The following is a 16,804-nucleotide window of genomic DNA, read 5'->3' on the forward strand; positions in this document are numbered from 1 at the left end:
GACCTCCCAACGCAAAAGGGTAAAGACAGTTTCATGATGAACAGGCTCTCCACCAACGAAGTGCCGCAGCCCGCCCCCAGGTCGTCCGAACCAGGACAGCTTGCCGTCGAAATCCTCGAACGCCTGAAGTACCGCATCGGCAAGGATCCGAAGGTCGCCAAGCCCCATGACTGGCTGACCGCGGCGATCCTGGTCGCGCGCGACCGCATCACCGACAAGTGGATGGATTCCACCCGCAAGACCTATGCGACCGGCGCCAAGCGCGTTTACTACCTCTCGCTCGAATTCCTCATCGGCCGGCTGATGCGCGACGCCATGACCAATATCGGCCTGATGGACGAGATGCGCGATGCGCTCGCTTCGCTCGGTGTCGATATCGACGTTGTCGCCGAGCTCGAGCCGGATGCGGCGCTTGGCAATGGCGGCCTTGGCCGCCTTGCCGCCTGCTTCATGGAATCGATGGCGACCGTCGACGTGCCAGCCTATGGCTACGGCATCCGCTACATGCACGGCCTGTTCCGCCAGCAGATGGCCGACGGCTGGCAGGTCGAACTGCCGGAAACCTGGCTTGCCCACGGCAATCCCTGGGAGTTCGAACGGCGCGAAAGCTCTTACGAAATCGGCTTTGGCGGGGTCGTCGAAACGGCGAATGTCGATGAGGAAATCCAGCGTTTCGTCTGGAAGCCGGCCGAACGCGTCATCGCCACGGCCTTCGACACACCCGCCGTCGGCTGGCGGGCAAAGCGCGTCAACACGCTGCGGCTCTGGACGGCGCAGCCGATCGACCCGATCCTGCTCGCCGCCTTCAACGCCGGCGACCACATCGGCGCGCTGCGCGAAAGCAACAAGGCGGAAAGCCTGACCCGCGTTCTCTATCCCGCCGACGCGACGCCGGCCGGGCAGGAATTGCGTCTGCGCCAGGAATACTTCTTCTCCTCCGCCTCGCTGCAGGACATCCTGCGTCGTCATCTGCAGCAATATCCGGATTTCAACTCGCTGCCCGACGCCGTTGCGATACAGCTCAACGACACCCACCCGGCCGTCTCGGTTGCCGAACTGGTGCGATTGCTCACCGACATTCACGGCCTCGATTTCGAGCAGGCCTGGGACATCACCCGCCGCACGATCTCCTACACCAACCACACGCTTCTGCCGGAGGCGCTGGAAAGCTGGCCGGTGCCGCTGATCGAGCGGCTGCTGCCGCGCCATATGCAGATCGTCTACGCGATCAATGCCAAGATCTTGATCGAGGCCCGCCGGCAGAAGGGCGCAACGGACGACGAGATCCGCAACATCTCGCTGATCGACGAGAGTGGCGAACGGCGCGTGCGCATGGGCAATCTCGCCTTTGTCGGCTCGCATTCGATCAACGGCGTTTCGGCGCTGCACACCGAGCTGATGAAGGAAACGGTGTTTGCCGACCTGCACAAGCTCTACCCCGACCGCATCAACAACAAGACCAACGGCATTACCCCGCGCCGCTGGCTGATGCAGTGCAATCCCGGTCTCTTCGGCCTGATCCGCGACGCGATCGGCGACGAGTTCATGGACAATACCGAGGCGCTGCAGGCACTCGATGCCTTCGCGGACAAGCCGGACTTCCAGGAGCATTTCGCCGCCGTCAAGCGCGCCAACAAGGTGCGCCTCGCCCAGCTCATCCAGAGCCGGCTCGGCATCAGGCTCGATCCGTCGGCGATGTTCGACATCCAGATCAAGCGCATCCACGAATACAAGCGCCAGCTTCTGAACATCATCGAGGCGGTCGCGCTCTACGACCAGATCCGCTCGCATCCGGAACTCGACTGGGTGCCGCGCGTCAAGCTCTTCGCCGGCAAGGCGGCGCCGAGCTACCACAATGCCAAGCTGATCATCAAACTCGCCAACGACGTCGCCCGCGTCGTCAACAACGACCCGGCCGTGCGTGGCCTGCTCAAGATCGTCTTCGTCCCGAACTACAACGTCTCGCTCGCCGAGATCATGGTTCCGGCGGCCGACCTTTCCGAGCAGATCTCGACGGCAGGCATGGAAGCGTCAGGCACCGGCAACATGAAGTTCGCCCTGAACGGTGCGCTGACGATCGGCACGCTTGACGGCGCCAACGTCGAGATGCGCGACTGGATCGGCGAGGAAAACATCAAGATCTTCGGCATGACCGCCGAAGAGGTGACGAAGGCGCGCGCCGAGGGCCACAATCCGCGGGCGATCATCGAAGGTTCGCGCGAACTGTCGCAGGCGCTCCAGGCGATTGCCTCGGGCGTGTTCTCGCCGGACGACCGAAATCGCTTCTCCAGCCTTGTCGACGGTCTCTACAATCACGACTGGTTCATGGTCGCCGCCGATTTCGAGGCCTATGCCAAGGCCCAGCGCGAAATCGACCAGCTCTGGACGACACCGTCCGACTGGTATGCGCAAGCGATTCGCAACACCGCACGGATGGGCTGGTTCTCGTCCGATCGCACCATCCGGCAATATGCCGGGGAAATCTGGAGAGCTGGATGACGCCTTCGGCCGGCAAGGACCCGGAACCCGCAGCTTCAGGTCTGCTGTCAGCGCTGGATATCACGGCCATTCTTTCGGGTACGCACGAGGATCCCTTCGCGGTCCTCGGCGTGCACCCCGCCGGCAAGGCCATCCTTGCCCGCTGCTTCATTCCCGATGCCGAGACCGTGACGGTCGAAACGCTTGTCGGCAAGGAACTCGGCACACTCGAGCGACGTGACGACGCCGGCTTCTTCGAGGGACCGATCGCTCTCAAGAAACCCCAACCGGTGCGCTACCGCGCCCGCAATCAGGGCGGCGAATGGATCGTCGTCGATCCCTACAGCTTCGGTCCGGTGCTCGGCCCGATGGACGACTATTACATCCGTGAAGGTTCGCATCTGCGGCTCTTTGACAAGATGGGGGCGCATCCGATCGAGCACGACGGCGCGCGCGGCTACCACTTTGCCGTCTGGGCACCCAACGCCAGGCGCGTTTCTGTGGTCGGCCAGTTCAACGACTGGGACGGCCGGCGCCATGTCATGCGGCTGCGCGCCGACACCGGCATCTGGGAGATCTTCATTCCGGGAGTCGAGGGCGGCCTTGCCTACAAATACGAGATCCTCGACCGCAACGGCACGCTGCTACCCCTGAAGGCTGATCCCTTTGCGCGGCGCTCCGAGCTTCGCCCCAACACGGCCTCGATGACGACGCCGGAAATTGCCCAGACCTGGGACGACGAGGCGCACCGCAAACATTGGGCCTCGACCGACGCAAGGCGGCAACCGATCTCGATCTACGAGGTCCACGCCGGCTCATGGCAGCGCCGCGACAATGGCGAAATGCTCTCCTGGGACGAGCTCGCTGACCGGCTGATCCCCTACTGCGTCGACATGGGCTTCACCCATATCGAGTTTCTGCCGATCTCGGAATTTCCGTTCGATCCGTCCTGGGGCTACCAGACGACCGGTCTTTACGCGCCGACCGCCCGCTTCGGCGAGCCCGAAGGTTTTGCCCGCTTCGTCAACGGCTGCCACAAGGTCGGCATCGGCGTCATCCTCGACTGGGTGCCGGCGCATTTCCCGACCGACGAGCACGGCTTACGCTGGTTCGACGGCACGGCTCTTTACGAGCACGAGGACCCGCGCCAGGGCTTTCATCCCGACTGGAACACGGCGATCTACAATTTCGGCCGCCAGGAAGTGCTGTCGTTCCTCGTCAACAATGCGCTCTACTGGGCCGAGAAGTTCCATGTCGACGGCCTGCGCGTCGATGCGGTCGCCTCGATGCTTTACCTCGATTATTCGCGCAAGCACGGCGAGTGGGTGCCGAACGAGTATGGCGGCAACGAGAACCTGGAGGCTGTCCGCTTCCTGCAGACGATGAACACCGAGATCTACGGCTCCCACAAGGGCATCCTGACAATCGCCGAGGAATCGACCTCCTGGCCGAAGGTATCCCATCCGGTCCATGCCGGCGGCCTCGGCTTCGGCTTCAAGTGGAACATGGGCTTCATGCACGACACGCTGCAATATCTGTCGCGCGAGCCGGTGCACCGCAAGTTCCACCACAACGACCTGACCTTCGGCCTGCTCTATGCCTTCAGCGAGAACTTCGTGCTGCCGCTCTCCCACGACGAAGTCGTGCACGGCAAGGGTTCGCTGATCGCCAAGATGGCCGGCGACGACTGGCAGAAGTTTGCCAATCTCAGGGCCTACTACGCCTTCATGTGGGGCTATCCCGGCAAGAAGCTGCTGTTCATGGGCCAGGAATTCGCACAATGGCGCGAATGGTCCGAGGACCGCGCGCTCGACTGGAATCTGCTCGAATATCATCTGCACGAGGGCATGCGGCGCCTGGTACGTGACCTCAACGGAACCTACCGCGCCAAGCCGGCGCTGCACGCGCGCGACTGCGAGGGCGACGGTTTCGAGTGGCTGCTTGCCGACGACCGCGACAATTCGGTCTTCGCCTGGCTGCGCAAGGCACCGGGTGAAAAGCTCGTCGCTGTCATCACCAACTTCACCCCCGTCTACCGGGAAAGCTATGCCATTCCGCTGCCGGTCGAAGGTCGCTGGAAGGAGATCCTCAACACCGACGCGGAAATCTATGGAGGAAGCGGCAAAGGCAATGGCGGTGCCGTCCATGCCAAGAAGAACACCATAGGAGCAACGATTGCCAGCATCACACTGCCGCCTCTGGCGACCCTGATGCTGGAGCAGGAGTAAATTCCATCCGGCCCGCCCGCCGGTATCGGCGGCGGAACGAGACTGTAAAATTCGAGGGCCGCAAGGCGTCGCCAAGAGCCGCCGTGACGACCCCGGAAGTCAATGATTGGGGAGGACAAATGGTGGAAAAGCGTACGCAACCTCTGGCACGTGATGCCATGGCCTATGTTCTCGCTGGCGGTCGCGGCAGTCGCCTGAAGGAGCTGACCGACCGGCGCGCGAAGCCGGCGGTCTATTTCGGCGGTAAGGCCCGCATCATCGACTTCGCGCTTTCGAATGCGCTCAACTCCGGTATCCGCCGCATCGGCGTCGCCACCCAGTACAAGGCACACTCGCTGATCCGGCACCTGCAGCGCGGCTGGAATTTCTTCCGCCCGGAACGAAACGAAAGCTTCGACATCCTGCCCGCCAGCCAGCGCGTTTCCGAGACGCAATGGTACGAGGGCACCGCCGACGCGGTCTATCAGAACATCGACATCATCGAGGACCACGGCGTCGAATACATGGTCATCCTCGCCGGCGACCATATCTACAAGATGGACTATGAATTGATGCTGCAGCAGCACGTCGATTCCGGCGCCGACGTCACCATCGGTTGCCTCGAAGTGCCACGCATGGAAGCAACCGGCTTCGGCGTCATGCATGTCGACGACAAGGACCGCATCATCGCCTTCGTCGAGAAACCAGCCGATCCGCCGGGCATTCCCGGCAATCCCGACATGGCGCTTGCCTCCATGGGCATCTATGTCTTCCACACGAAGTTCCTGATGGATCTTCTGCGCCGCGACGCCGCCGATCCGAAATCGAGCCGCGACTTCGGCAAGGACATCATTCCCTACATCGTCGACAACGGCAAAGCCGTCGCCCACCGCTTTGCCCAGTCCTGCGTGCGGTCGGATTTCGAGCGCGAGGCCTATTGGCGCGATGTCGGTACGATTGACGCCTACTGGCAGGCCAATATCGACCTGACGCATGTGACGCCGGAACTCGACATCTACGACAGCACCTGGCCGATCTGGACGTTTGCCGAGATCAAGCCGCCGGCGAAATTCGTGCATGACGACGAGAACCGACGCGGCTCGGCGACGTCGTCGCTCATCTCCGGCGACTGCATCATCTCGGGCGCAGCACTCAACCGCAGCCTGTTGTTCACAGGTGTCCGGGTAAATTCATATTCCCGTCTGGAGAATGCCGTAGTTCTTCCCGATGTGAAGATCGGTCGCCATGCGACGCTACGCAACGTGGTCATCGACAGCCGTGTCGTGATCCCGGAGGGCCTCGTCGTCGGCGACGACCCGGAACTCGATGCCAAGCGTTTCCGGCGTTCGGAAAACGGCGTCTGCCTGATCACGCAAACGATGATCGACAAGCTGGGAATGTAGGCACTCCATGAACGTCCTGTCCGTTGCGTCCGAAGTCTATCCGCTGATCAAGACCGGGGGGCTCGCCGATGTCGTCGGCGCGCTCCCGACAGCGCTTTTGCCGCACGGCGTCAAGACCCGCACCCTGGTGCCCGGCTATCCGGCCGTGCTGCAGAAGCTGAAGAAGAAAAAGAAGGTCGGCACATTCGACAACCTGTTCGGCAATCCGGCGACAATTCTCGCAGCCGTAATCGACGGACTGGATCTTCTGATCCTCGACCAGCCGGCGCTCTACAACCGCGACGGCGGCCCCTATGTCGATGCGACCGGCCTCGATTATGCCGACAACTTCCGGCGTTTCGCGGCACTTTCGCTTGCAGCGGCAGAGATCGCCGGCGGCGACGTCATCCCCGGCTGGAAACCCGACATCGTCCATGCCCATGACTGGCAGACGGCACTGACACCCGTCTACATGCATTTCGGTCCTGCCGCCGCCACACCGACGGTCTTGACCATCCACAACATCGCCTTCCAGGGCCAGTTCGGGGCCGCGGTCTTTCCGGAGCTGGCGCTGCCGCCGGAAGCCTTCTCGATGCAGTTCGTCGAATATTACGGCGACGTCGGCTTCCTGAAGGGTGGCCTGCAGACCGCAGATGCGGTCACCACCGTCAGCCCATCCTACGCCCAGGAAATCCTGACACCAGAATTCGGCATGGGCCTCGAGGGCCTGTTGAAGAGCCGCGTCGCCAACCTTTCGGGCATCGTCAACGGCATTGACGCCGACATCTGGGATCCGCAGACCGACCCGCATATCGCCCAGCATTTCAGCGCGACGACCTTGAAGCAGCGCGCCGGCAACCGGCGGGCGCTCGAAGAACGCTTCGGCCTTGAAAAGGGCAATGGCCCCATTTTCTGTGTCGTCAGCCGGCTGACCTGGCAGAAGGGCATGGACCTCGTCGCGGAAGTGGCGGACGAACTCGTAGCCCTTGGCGGCAAACTGATCGTGCTCGGCTCCGGCGACGCCGCGCTCGAGGGCGCGCTGCTTGCTGCCGCCTCCCGCCATCGCGGCCATATCGGCATGGCTACCGGCTACAACGAGCCGCTGTCGCATCTGATGCAGGCGGGCTCGGACGCAATCCTCATTCCATCACGTTTCGAGCCCTGCGGCCTGACCCAGCTCTATGGCCTGCGCTACGGCTGCGTGCCCGTCGTCGCCCGCACCGGCGGGCTTGCCGACACGATCATCGACGCGAACGAGGCCGGGCTTGCGGCCAAGGTCGCCACCGGCTTCCAGTTCGCGCCTGTCAATGGCGACGGGTTGCGACTTGCGATCCGGCGCGTGCTGCGTGCATACAGCGAGCCCAAGGTCTGGGCGAAAATTCAGACCCAGGGCATGAAATCGGACGTTTCCTGGGCCACAAGTGCCGAGCGTTACGTCTCTCTATATTCCGGTCTTCTCGGGAAAGGTTAAGTCAGCATGATAAGAACGGTTACCACAACCCCCTACGGCGACCAGAAGCCTGGTACGTCAGGGCTGCGCAAGAAGGTCCCGGTCTTCCAGCAGAAGAACTATGCCGAGAACTTCATCCAGTCGATCTTCGATTCGCTTGAGGGCTTTCAGGGTGAAACCCTGGTGATCGGCGGCGACGGCCGCTACTACAACCGCGAGGTCATCCAGATCGCCCTCAAGATGGCTGCAGCCAACGGCTTTGGCCGCGTGCTCGTCGGCCGCGGCGGCATCCTGTCGACGCCGGCTGCCTCCAACGTCATCCGCAAGTACGGGGCATTCGGCGGCATCGTGCTTTCGGCCAGCCACAACCCCGGCGGTCCGACCGAAGATTTCGGCATCAAGTACAATATCGGCAATGGCGGCCCGGCACCGGAAAAGATCACGGACGCGATCTTTGCCCGCAGCAAGGTGATCGATAGCTACAAGATCTCCGACGTCGCCGATATCAACCTCGATGCCGAAGGCACGCAGGAACTCGACGGCATGACGGTCACGGTCATCGATCCGGTCGCCGACTATGCCGAACTGATGGAGAGCCTGTTCGACTTCGATGCCATCCGCAAGCTGATTGCGGGCGGCTTCCGCGTCGTCTTCGATGCGATGAGCGCTGTCACCGGGCCTTACGCCAAGGAGATCATCGAGAAGCGTCTCGGCGCGCCCAAGGGCTCGGTGATGAACTTCATTCCGCTGCCGGATTTCGGCGGCCACCATCCGGACCCGAATCTGGTGCATGCCCGCGCGCTCTACGAGACGATGATGGCGCCCGACGCGCCGGACTTCGGCGCCGCATCGGACGGCGACGGCGACCGCAACCTCGTCATCGGCCGCGGCATCTTCATCACGCCGTCCGATAGTCTCGCAATGCTTGCCGCCAACGCGCATCTGGCGCCCGGCTACGCCAAGGGCCTTGCCGGCATTGCTCGCTCGATGCCGACCAGCGGTGCTGCCGACCGTGTCGCCGAGAAGCTCGGCATCGGCATCTACGAGACTCCGACCGGCTGGAAGTTCTTCGGCAACCTGCTCGACGAGGGCATGGCGACGATCTGTGGCGAGGAAAGTGCCGGTACCGGCTCCAACCATGTGCGCGAGAAGGACGGCCTCTGGGCGGTGCTGCTCTGGCTCAACATCCTTGCCGCCCGCAAGGAAAGCGCGCTTGATATCGTCCAGAAGCACTGGGCGACCTATGGCCGCAACTACTACTCGCGCCACGACTATGAAGAGGTCGATTCCGACGCCGCCAACGGCCTGATGGCCAACTTGCGCGACCAGCTTGCGACGCTTCCGGGCACGTCCTTCGGCGCGCTCAAGGTCGAAACAGCTGACGACTTCGCCTACAACGACCCGGTCGACCACTCCGTCAGCAAGAACCAGGGCATCCGCATCCTGTTTGCAGGCGGCTCGCGCGTCGTTTTCCGCCTCTCCGGAACCGGAACCTCGGGCGCAACGCTGCGCGTCTACATCGAGCGCTTCGAGCCGGACGCCGCACGTCACGGTATCGACACCCAGGAAGCCTTGGCCGACCTCATCGCAGTTGCCGACGAGATCGCCGGCATCAAGACCCGCACCGGCCGCACCGAGCCGAGCGTCATTACCTGAGACACCGCACAAGGGCCGCTTCATGCGGCCCTTCTTCTTTCGACCGCTCCCCCATGTCCGGGCAGAGGGGGTGAGCGGCGTATACGTTGAACAAGAGGGCCGCCTTCATGCCGACAGCCGGAAATCCTCCCCTCGGTGCCACCGTCACGCCTGAGGGCACCACGTTTTCGGTCTGGTCGCGCAACGCCGCCCGCATCGACCTCTGCCTGTTCGACAAGACCGGATCCAGGCAGTTGCGGCAGCTGCCGATGGCGCGCAACGGCGACGTGCATAGCCTGACGGTCGTGGATGCCCCGAAGGGCACGCGCTATGGCTTTCGCGCCGATGGCGTCTATTCGCCCGATCACGGCCTCTGGTTTGACCCTTCCAAGCTGCTGGTCGATCCCTATGCCGTCGAACTCGACCGGCCTTTCCGGCATGATCCGCGCCTGACGATCTTTGGCGAGGACACCGCCGATCTGGTGCCAAAAGCGATCGTATCCGATGTGAAGTCGGTCAAGCCCAAGAAACCGCTGTTTCAGGCCGGCGGCCTTATCTATGAGATTGCCGTCAAGCCCTTCACCATCCTGCATCCCGATGTGCCGGAGGCCAAACGCGGCACGGTGGCGGCCCTTGCCGAGCCCGTGATCATCGAGCACCTCAAGCGCCTCGGCGTCTCGGCGATCGAACTGATGCCGATCGTCGCCTGGATCGATGAACGCCACCTTCCACCGCTCGGACTGAAGAATGGCTGGGGTTACAACCCGATCGCGCCAATGGCACTCGATCCGCGCCTGGTGCCGGGTGGCATCAAGGAATTGAGGAAGACCGTCGAAGCACTGCGCAAGGCCGGCATCGGCGTTATCCTCGATCTCGTCTTCAACCACTCCGGCGAGAGCGACCGCTTCGGCACCACGCTGTCGATGCGCGGCCTCGACAACCTGACCTACTACCGCCACGTCACCGACCGTCCGGGCGAACTGATCAACGACACCGGCTGCGGCAACACGATTGCCTGCGACCACCCGGTGGTCGAGGCACTGATCCTCGCCAGCCTGCGCCACTTCGTGCATGCGGCCGGCGTCGACGGCTTCCGCTTCGACCTCGCCTCGATCCTCGGCCGCGACATGGGCGGTTTCCACCGTGATGCCGGGCTCTTCCAGGCGATCTCAGCCGATCCGCTGCTTGCCAACCGGGTACTGATCGCCGAACCCTGGGACGTCGGTCCCGGCGGCTACCAGCTCGGCAACTTCCCCTCTCCCTTCCTCGAATGGAACGACCGCGCCCGCGACGACATCCGAATCTACTGGCGCGGCGACCGCCACGCGATCGGCGCGCTGGCAACGGCTGTTGCGGGCTCGTCCAACAGCTTTTCCCGCTGGGGCGAGAGCGGGACGCGCACCGTCAACTTCATCGCCGCCCATGACGGCTTCACGCTTGCCGACATCGTTTCCTATGCCGGTAAGCACAACGAGGCCAACGGCGAGGAGAACCGCGACGGCCACAACGAGAACCACTCCTGGAACAACGGCGCGGAAGGCCCGACAACCGATCCAGAAATCAAGATGGCCCGACGCCACGACGTGATGGCGCTGCTCGGCACGCTGTTTTCGTCACGCGGAACGATCATGCTGGCCGCCGGTGACGAAGGCGGCCGAAGCCAGAGCGGCAACAACAACGCCTATTGCCAGGACAACGCCATCACCTGGCTCGACTGGACCGCGATGGATGACGAGATCGTTGCCCATACGGGCGCACTGTTGGCAATGCGCCGACGCTTCGACGTGTTCGACCAAACCGCATTCCTGACCGGGAATGGCGATGTCGAATGGCGGCGCCTCGACGGGCAACCGATGACGACAGGCGACTGGGAGCATCCGGCGACGGACAATCTGATGATGGTACTGACCACCCGTGACCGCACCCAGAAGCGGGCGACGCGGCTTGCCGTTGTCATCAATCGCAGCCATGCGCCGCATCCTGTCCGGTTGCCCGACAGCATCGACGGAAAGTGGCAGGATGCGCTGGCGGCGTCATCCCCTGCCGATCACGTCGCACCGCGCTCGATCGGCTTCCACGTCGAGGTTTTCTAAAGCTTTTCCACCACTTGCAGGTTGCAGCGGGCGAGCCTATAGATCGCTCGGGGCTTGTTTCGAGGCGTTCACATGCTTGAGGACATTTCACTTTCTGAGATCAAGGAACTGGTCGGCAAGGAAGTCGGCGTTTCCGACTGGATCACGGTCACTCAGGAAACGATCGACAAGTTTGCCGAGGCAACCGGCGACTATCAATATATCCACGTCGACCCAATCCGCGCGGCCGCCGAGACGCCCTTTGGCGGCACCATTGCGCACGGCTTCCTGTCGCTCTCGCTGCTTTCGGCGATGAACTACAATTGCCTGCCGAAGATCCGCGAACAGACCATGGGCATCAACTACGGCTTCGAAAAGGTGCGCTTCGTAGCGCCGGTGAAGAGCGGTGCCAAGGTGCGCGGCCACTTCACGATGGCCGATGCGCGATTCCGCGGCGCCAGCATGCTGATGATCACCTATGACGTCAGCGTCGAGATCGAGGGCGAACGCAAGCCGGCGCTGACCGGCACCTGGCAGACGATCATCCAGTTCGATCCCAAGGATCGGCCCGCCGATGCGTAATCCTCCCGCCGCCGAGTGAAATCCAATGAGCGCTACCGTGACTGTCGCGCCGGTCGATGACCGCTTCGTCGCGGACTTTGCCGGCTGTGACTTCTCCTTCGAGGTGATTTCCGAGGCGCTGCCGCCCTTCACAGGTCCCGGTCTCGGTGCCGTCGCTCGCGTCGAAGCCTACACCAAGACCTATGAGGCCGATCCGAAGGAATTGACGGACGCAGCCACGGAACTGGATGCAGCCCTTTTTTGCGCACGCATAAACGGCAGGCTTGCCGGCTACATCGCGCTGTCGAAGGCTTGGAACGGCTTTGCCGAGGTCGACGACATTGCAGTCGACCGAGAAGCTCGCCGCACCGGCGTCGCCAAGGCACTCATGGACCTGGCGGTATCATGGGCGAAGGAACAGGGCCTGCCGGGGATCCGCCTAGAGACCCAATCGAACAATGTCGGGGCCTGCCGCTTCTATGAGCGCTACGGTTTCGAACTCGCCGGCTACGATCGCCATCTCTATTCCGCGCTGACGCCCGGAACCCGCGAGATCGCGCTCTACTGGTATTTCCGTTTCGTCTGAGAAAATCGAACAGAGCGTCGGCAGACCAAACCGGCTGTCGTGGTCGCCAGATCAGTTTAGGGAGAGGCAGTTGCGCCAGCGTATTATCGTGTGTCCGCTCATTCAGAACCAGGGCGCCTATTTGCTCTGCAAGATGCCGCCCGATCGCGGCGTATTTCCCGGGCAATGGGCGCTTTCCGGCGGCGGGCTTGAGCCGGGGGAACGTCTCGAGGAAGGCCTGCGCCGCGAAATACGGGAGGAGCTTGGAGACCGTCTGGCCATCGGTGCGATCCATCCCTGGACCTTTCGCGACGACATCAGGACCAAGGCCTATGCCGATGGCTCGACCGAGCAGCTCCATATGATCTATTTGATCTTTGACTGCGAGGCCGAAAATCGCGACGTCACCCTCAACGACGAGTTCGTCGAACATGCCTGGGTCGAGCCCGAGCACCTCCAGGATTACGACCTCAACGAAGCGACGCGGCGCACGCTCCTGGAAAAAGGCATCCTGCAAGCTCGGCAATGAGAGTGCGCAGACTTTAGACAGTCTTCGAAAGCCGGGAAGCGCCTGAGAGCCCTTCCCGGCTTTTTCATTCAATGGCCGGCGTCTTCGGCACCTTCGGAGAGCAGTCCGAAGACGAAGGGCGAGAACGAGCGCCAGCACTCGACGCGGAACTGGTCTTCAGCCGTGCGGAAGAGGATGATCTCCGCCTTGCCGAGAATGGTGCGCGAGCACGCGCCAACCGGAAAGATCGGTAGCGAGAGATCCTGCGGGCAGCCGCTGTTGATCGCCACGTCCGCGCCCGGACCACTGACGATCACGGCAACGTTGCGGTGCGAGATGTCGGCCGCCGAATGCAGCGTCCCGCTCGAAGCAGCCGCCGCCATCAGGTCGGCTTCGCCTTCATCGATCACCAGCCACTCGTCGGGACCGATCCAAAGCGCATGGCGCTGGCCTGAGGAGGCCGAGGTCTTCGGCCGCGTCGGCAGGGTGACGCCGAGTGCTGCGGAAAGTGCGGGAAGCGCATCGGCGCCAGCGCGCAGCGAGATGCGCGTTGCCGCCGGTGCCGGCGTCAGGATCGCTTCGGCCGAGCCGCCGCGCGCGGTGAGTGCCGCCTTGCGGCTTGCAATTGCCTGGTCAGCCATGGAGGCGGCCCCCTTCCTTGTCAAAGAACACCATGTCGCTCACTTCGACGGCGATGGTGCGATCGGTCATCGGCACGTAGAGCGTCTGTCCCAGGCGCGCGCGGCCACCGGCGACCATGGCGAGCGCAATCGAACGGCCGCAGTTTTCCGACCAGTAGGACGACGTCACATGACCGAGCATGGTCATCGGCTTCGGCTGGTTCGGATCGGCGACGATCTGCGCGCCCTCCTCCAGCACCATCTTCGGATCCTTGGTCAAAAGGCCAACGAGCTGCTTGCGGCCGTCCTTGACGAGATCCGGGCGTTTGAGGCCACGGATGCCGACGAAGTCGGGCTTCTTCTTCGAGACTGCCCACGAGAGGCCGGCATCGTCAGGCGTCAGCGTGCCATCGGTATCCTGGCCGACGATGATGTAGCCCTTTTCGGCGCGCAGCACGTGCATGGTTTCGGTGCCGTAGGCGCAGGCGCCCATCGGTTCGGCCCGTGCCCAGATCGCCTCCCAGACCGCCTGGCCATAGTCGGCCGGAACGTTGACTTCGAAGCCGAGCTCGCCGGTGAACGACATGCGGAAGAGCCGGGTCGGCACGCCGCAGATCTTGCCTTCGGCCACGCTCATGTGCGGGAAGGCCTCATTGGAAAGGTCGATGCCTTCGACGAGCGGCGCGATGATCTCGCGAGCCTTCGGCCCCTGCACGGCGATGACGGCCCACTGTTCCGTCGTCGAGGTCAGCCACACCTTCAGATGCGGAAACTCCGTCTGCAGATAGTCCTCCATGTGGTTCATGACGCGCGGCGCACCGCCGGTTGTCGTTGTCACGTGGAAGCGGTCTTCTGCCAGGCGGCCGACCACGCCGTCGTCGTAGACGAAGCCGTCGTCGCGCAGCATGATGCCGTAGCGGCAGCGGCCGGGCTTCAGGTTGTCCCAGGCGTTGGTGTACATCAGATTGAGGAACTGCGCCGCATCCGGGCCGACGACCTCGATCTTGCCGAGCGTCGAGGCATCGAAGACACCAGCGACGTCACGCACCGTCTTGCATTCGCGCGCGATCGCCTCATGCATGTCCTCGCCGGCCTTCGGATAGAACCAGGCGCGCTTCCAGTTGCCGACATCCTCGAACTCGGCGCCATGCGCCTCCTCCCAGGCATGAATGGGCGTCTTGCGCGCCGGATCGAAGAGGGCACCACGCGAGTGGTTGACGATCGTGCCGAAGGTCACCGGCGTATAGGGCTGGCGGAAGGTGGTGAGACCCACCTGCGGAATGTCCTTGCCGAGCGCTTCGGCGGCGATGGCCAGACCGTGCATGTTGGAAAGCTTGCCCTGGTCGGAGGCCATGCCGTTGGTGGTGAAGCGCTTGATATGCTCGATCGAGTGCATGCCTTCGCGCACCGCCAGGCGGATGTCCTTGGCGCAGACGTCGTGCTGGAAGTCGATGAAGGCCTTGACCGTCGTGTCCGGTCCGGCACCTTCGCCAGCACCGATCATGCCGCCGGTCCAGCCGAAGCGGTTTTCGCCCGCTAGCGTCACCTGCGCCCCGCCTTCGGCACCGGCCGCACGCGCGGTCAGTTCACCGGCGGCCAGCGCCTCGTCGATGGTTGCCTGCAGGTCGTCGGTGCCGTTGCAGGCGCCGATCGACAGGCAATCCTGCAGATAGGTGCCGGGCAGGAAGCGCTGCGTTGCCGCATCGAACTTCACCTTGCCGCGCGACTGCGAGAACAGGTGCACCGAGGGCGTCCAGCCGGCCGAGACCAGCAGCGCGTCAACGGCGAACTTGCGGGCCGAGCCGCCACCGTTGCGGGCAACGCTGATCGAATTGACCCGGAGCTTGCCGCCGGCCTTGATGACAGAATGTCCGGTCAACACTTCGATGCCGAGCTTGCGCGCTTCCGAGAGCACCGCTTCACCCGGATTTTCGCGGCAATCAACGATGACGGGAACCGAGACACCGGCGCGTTTCAGGTCGAAGGCAGCCTCATAGGCCGAGTCATGGGCGGTGTAGACGCCGACCTTCGAGCCGACGGCGACGCCAAAATGGTTGAGATAGGTGCGGCCTGCCGAAGCGAGCATGATGCCCGGCCGGTCGTTGTTGGCAAACACCATGTGCCGCTCGATCTGGCCGTTGGCGAGGATCACCTTCTTGGCCCGCACCTGCCACAGCCGCTCGCGCGGCAGGGACTTGTCGAGTGCTGCAAGGTGATCCGTCACGCGCTCGACCAGGCCGACGAAGTTGTGGTTGTAGTAGCCGAAGCCGGTGGTGCGGGTGAGCAGCGTGACGTTGTCCATCTCGGCCAGCGTCTTGGCGGTCTCCTGCGCCCACTCCCAGCCGTCCTTGCCGTCGATCGTCGTGCCGCTTTCATAGCGAAGCGCACCGCCAACTTCCGGCTGCTCGTCGCAGATGATCACCTTGGCGCCGGCCCTGGCGGCGGCAAGTGCTGCCGAAAGTCCGGCAACGCCCGCACCGATCACCAGTACGTCGCAATGGGCATAGCGGCTGGCATAGTGATCCGGATCGGCTTCCGTCGGGGCGACGCCGAGGCCGGCGGCGCGACGGATGAAGGGTTCATAGATCGCGTGCCAGGCGGCCTTCGGCCACATGAAGGTCTTGTAGTAGAAGCCGGCGGCGAAGAACGGCGACATCAGGTCGTTGATGCCACCGACGTCGAAGGCGAGCGACGGCCAGCGGTTCTGCGATTCCACCTTCATGCCGTCGAAGACTTCCTGCACCGTGGCGCGGACGTTCGGCTGGCGACGGGCGGCATCACGCGACACGTCGAGCAGCGCATTCGGCTCCTCCGCGCCGGCCGAAAGAATGCCGCGCGGGCGGTGATACTTGAACGAGCGGCCGACGAGGTGAATGCCGTTGGCAAGCAGTGCCGAGGCGACCGTATCGCCTTCGAGCGCCGTCAGCGTGCGACCGTCGAAGGTGAAGCGCGCGGTGCGGGCAGGTGTCAGGCGGCCGACGCCCGGAATGCGATTGGCACCCATCATTTCGCGGCTCCCTTATCCTGCTCGCTTTGGAGAATGGCTGATATGTCAGGCTTCGGCTCGCCGGCCTTATACGTGGTGTAGAAACGGTCGCTGACCGTGTCGCGGGCGGCGTTGAAGAAGCGGCCGCAGCCATGGATATGGCGCCAACGCTCGAAGATCAGACCCTTCGGGTTCTGACGCAGGAAGAAATACTCCTCGAACTCCTCGTCGGTGATGTCGGCGATGTTTTCCGGACGTGCGATATGGGCGTCGCCGGCGCCGCGGAATTCGAGCTCGGAGCGCTCTTCCTCGCAATAGGGGCAATAGATCAGAAGCATCT

The 16,804-nt window shown here is 63.3% G+C and carries 12 protein-coding genes; 9 read left to right on the plus strand and 3 right to left on the minus strand.

Annotated elements, in window-relative coordinates:
* Window positions 1–36 precede the first annotated feature (36 nt).
* From PWG15_RS15845 to nudI, 9 genes are all read left to right on the plus strand, one after another.
* Window positions 37–2,499 (plus strand): glycogen/starch/alpha-glucan phosphorylase, encoded by a 2,463-nt coding sequence (locus tag PWG15_RS15845; RefSeq protein ID WP_275024436.1) that lies wholly within the window; start codon window positions 37–39, stop codon window positions 2,497–2,499.
* A complete protein-coding gene (gene glgB / locus PWG15_RS15850) occupies window positions 2,496–4,706 on the plus strand; it encodes a 1,4-alpha-glucan branching protein GlgB (protein WP_275021446.1) in 2,211 nt (736 codons plus the stop codon). The genes PWG15_RS15845 and glgB overlap by 4 nt, the downstream gene beginning before the upstream one ends.
* Window positions 4,707–4,825: 119 nt before the next feature.
* The gene (gene glgC / locus PWG15_RS15855; protein ID WP_065778710.1) at window positions 4,826–6,088 is read left to right on the plus strand and encodes a glucose-1-phosphate adenylyltransferase; all 1,263 of its coding nucleotides are present in this window, start codon (window positions 4,826–4,828) and stop codon (window positions 6,086–6,088) included.
* A gap of 7 nt (window positions 6,089–6,095) precedes the next feature.
* Window positions 6,096–7,538, plus strand: a complete 1,443-nt coding sequence (gene glgA, locus PWG15_RS15860) for a glycogen synthase GlgA (RefSeq protein WP_275021449.1) — start codon at window positions 6,096–6,098, stop codon at window positions 7,536–7,538.
* Window positions 7,539–7,544: 6 nt separating this feature from the next.
* The gene (locus PWG15_RS15865; protein ID WP_275021451.1) at window positions 7,545–9,173 is read left to right on the plus strand and encodes an alpha-D-glucose phosphate-specific phosphoglucomutase; all 1,629 of its coding nucleotides are present in this window, start codon (window positions 7,545–7,547) and stop codon (window positions 9,171–9,173) included.
* A 107-nt stretch (window positions 9,174–9,280) separates the two neighbouring features.
* On the plus strand, window positions 9,281–11,245 hold the full coding sequence (glgX, locus tag PWG15_RS15870; protein WP_275021452.1) for a glycogen debranching protein GlgX: 1,965 nt from the start codon (window positions 9,281–9,283) through the stop codon (window positions 11,243–11,245).
* Window positions 11,246–11,317: 72 nt separating this feature from the next.
* On the plus strand, window positions 11,318–11,806 hold the full coding sequence (locus PWG15_RS15875; RefSeq protein ID WP_275021454.1) for a MaoC family dehydratase: 489 nt from the start codon (window positions 11,318–11,320) through the stop codon (window positions 11,804–11,806).
* A gap of 25 nt (window positions 11,807–11,831) precedes the next feature.
* On the plus strand, window positions 11,832–12,371 hold the full coding sequence (locus PWG15_RS15880) for a GNAT family N-acetyltransferase (RefSeq protein WP_275021456.1): 540 nt from the start codon (window positions 11,832–11,834) through the stop codon (window positions 12,369–12,371).
* A 70-nt stretch (window positions 12,372–12,441) separates the two neighbouring features.
* Window positions 12,442–12,879, plus strand: coding sequence for a nucleoside triphosphatase NudI (gene nudI, locus PWG15_RS15885; protein WP_275021457.1), 438 nt, complete (start codon window positions 12,442–12,444; stop codon window positions 12,877–12,879).
* Between the two features lie 68 nt (window positions 12,880–12,947).
* On the opposite strand, the gene PWG15_RS15890 is transcribed toward nudI, so the two are convergent.
* From PWG15_RS15890 to PWG15_RS15900, 3 genes are read right to left on the minus strand one after another with little or no spacing between them, the layout of a single operon-like run.
* Window positions 12,948–13,499, minus strand: a complete 552-nt coding sequence (locus PWG15_RS15890) for a sarcosine oxidase subunit gamma family protein (protein WP_275021458.1) — start codon at window positions 13,497–13,499, stop codon at window positions 12,948–12,950.
* Window positions 13,492–16,485: a sarcosine oxidase subunit alpha gene (locus PWG15_RS15895; protein ID WP_275021459.1), complete on the minus strand. Its 2,994-nt coding sequence runs from the start codon at window positions 16,483–16,485 to the stop codon at window positions 13,492–13,494. Before PWG15_RS15895 ends, PWG15_RS15890 begins: the two co-directional genes overlap by 8 nt.
* Window positions 16,482–16,802: a sarcosine oxidase subunit delta gene (locus PWG15_RS15900; protein WP_275021460.1), complete on the minus strand. Its 321-nt coding sequence runs from the start codon at window positions 16,800–16,802 to the stop codon at window positions 16,482–16,484. Before PWG15_RS15900 ends, PWG15_RS15895 begins: the two co-directional genes overlap by 4 nt.
* Window positions 16,803–16,804 lie beyond the last annotated feature (2 nt).

The organism is Ensifer adhaerens (assembly GCF_028993555.1).
GTDB lineage: Bacteria > Pseudomonadota > Alphaproteobacteria > Rhizobiales > Rhizobiaceae > Ensifer > Ensifer adhaerens_I.

What these genes read in the sequence shown, in the direction of transcription:
- PWG15_RS15845 (WP_275024436.1), top strand. Translation starts at nt 37, where the DNA reads ATGAACAGGCTCTCCACCAACGAAGTGCCGCAGCCCGCCCCCAGGTCG.
- glgB (WP_275021446.1), top strand. Translation starts at nt 2,496, where the DNA reads ATGACGCCTTCGGCCGGCAAGGACCCGGAACCCGCAGCTTCAGGTCTG.
- glgC (WP_065778710.1), top strand. Translation starts at nt 4,826, where the DNA reads ATGGTGGAAAAGCGTACGCAACCTCTGGCACGTGATGCCATGGCCTAT.
- glgA (WP_275021449.1), top strand. Translation starts at nt 6,096, where the DNA reads ATGAACGTCCTGTCCGTTGCGTCCGAAGTCTATCCGCTGATCAAGACC.
- PWG15_RS15865 (WP_275021451.1), top strand. Translation starts at nt 7,545, where the DNA reads ATGATAAGAACGGTTACCACAACCCCCTACGGCGACCAGAAGCCTGGT.
- glgX (WP_275021452.1), top strand. Translation starts at nt 9,281, where the DNA reads ATGCCGACAGCCGGAAATCCTCCCCTCGGTGCCACCGTCACGCCTGAG.
- PWG15_RS15875 (WP_275021454.1), top strand. Translation starts at nt 11,318, where the DNA reads ATGCTTGAGGACATTTCACTTTCTGAGATCAAGGAACTGGTCGGCAAG.
- PWG15_RS15880 (WP_275021456.1), top strand. Translation starts at nt 11,832, where the DNA reads ATGAGCGCTACCGTGACTGTCGCGCCGGTCGATGACCGCTTCGTCGCG.
- PWG15_RS15890 (WP_275021458.1), bottom strand. Translation starts at nt 13,499, where the DNA reads ATGGCTGACCAGGCAATTGCAAGCCGCAAGGCGGCACTCACCGCGCGC.
- PWG15_RS15895 (WP_275021459.1), bottom strand. Translation starts at nt 16,485, where the DNA reads ATGATGGGTGCCAATCGCATTCCGGGCGTCGGCCGCCTGACACCTGCC.
- PWG15_RS15900 (WP_275021460.1), bottom strand. Translation starts at nt 16,802, where the DNA reads ATGCTTCTGATCTATTGCCCCTATTGCGAGGAAGAGCGCTCCGAGCTC.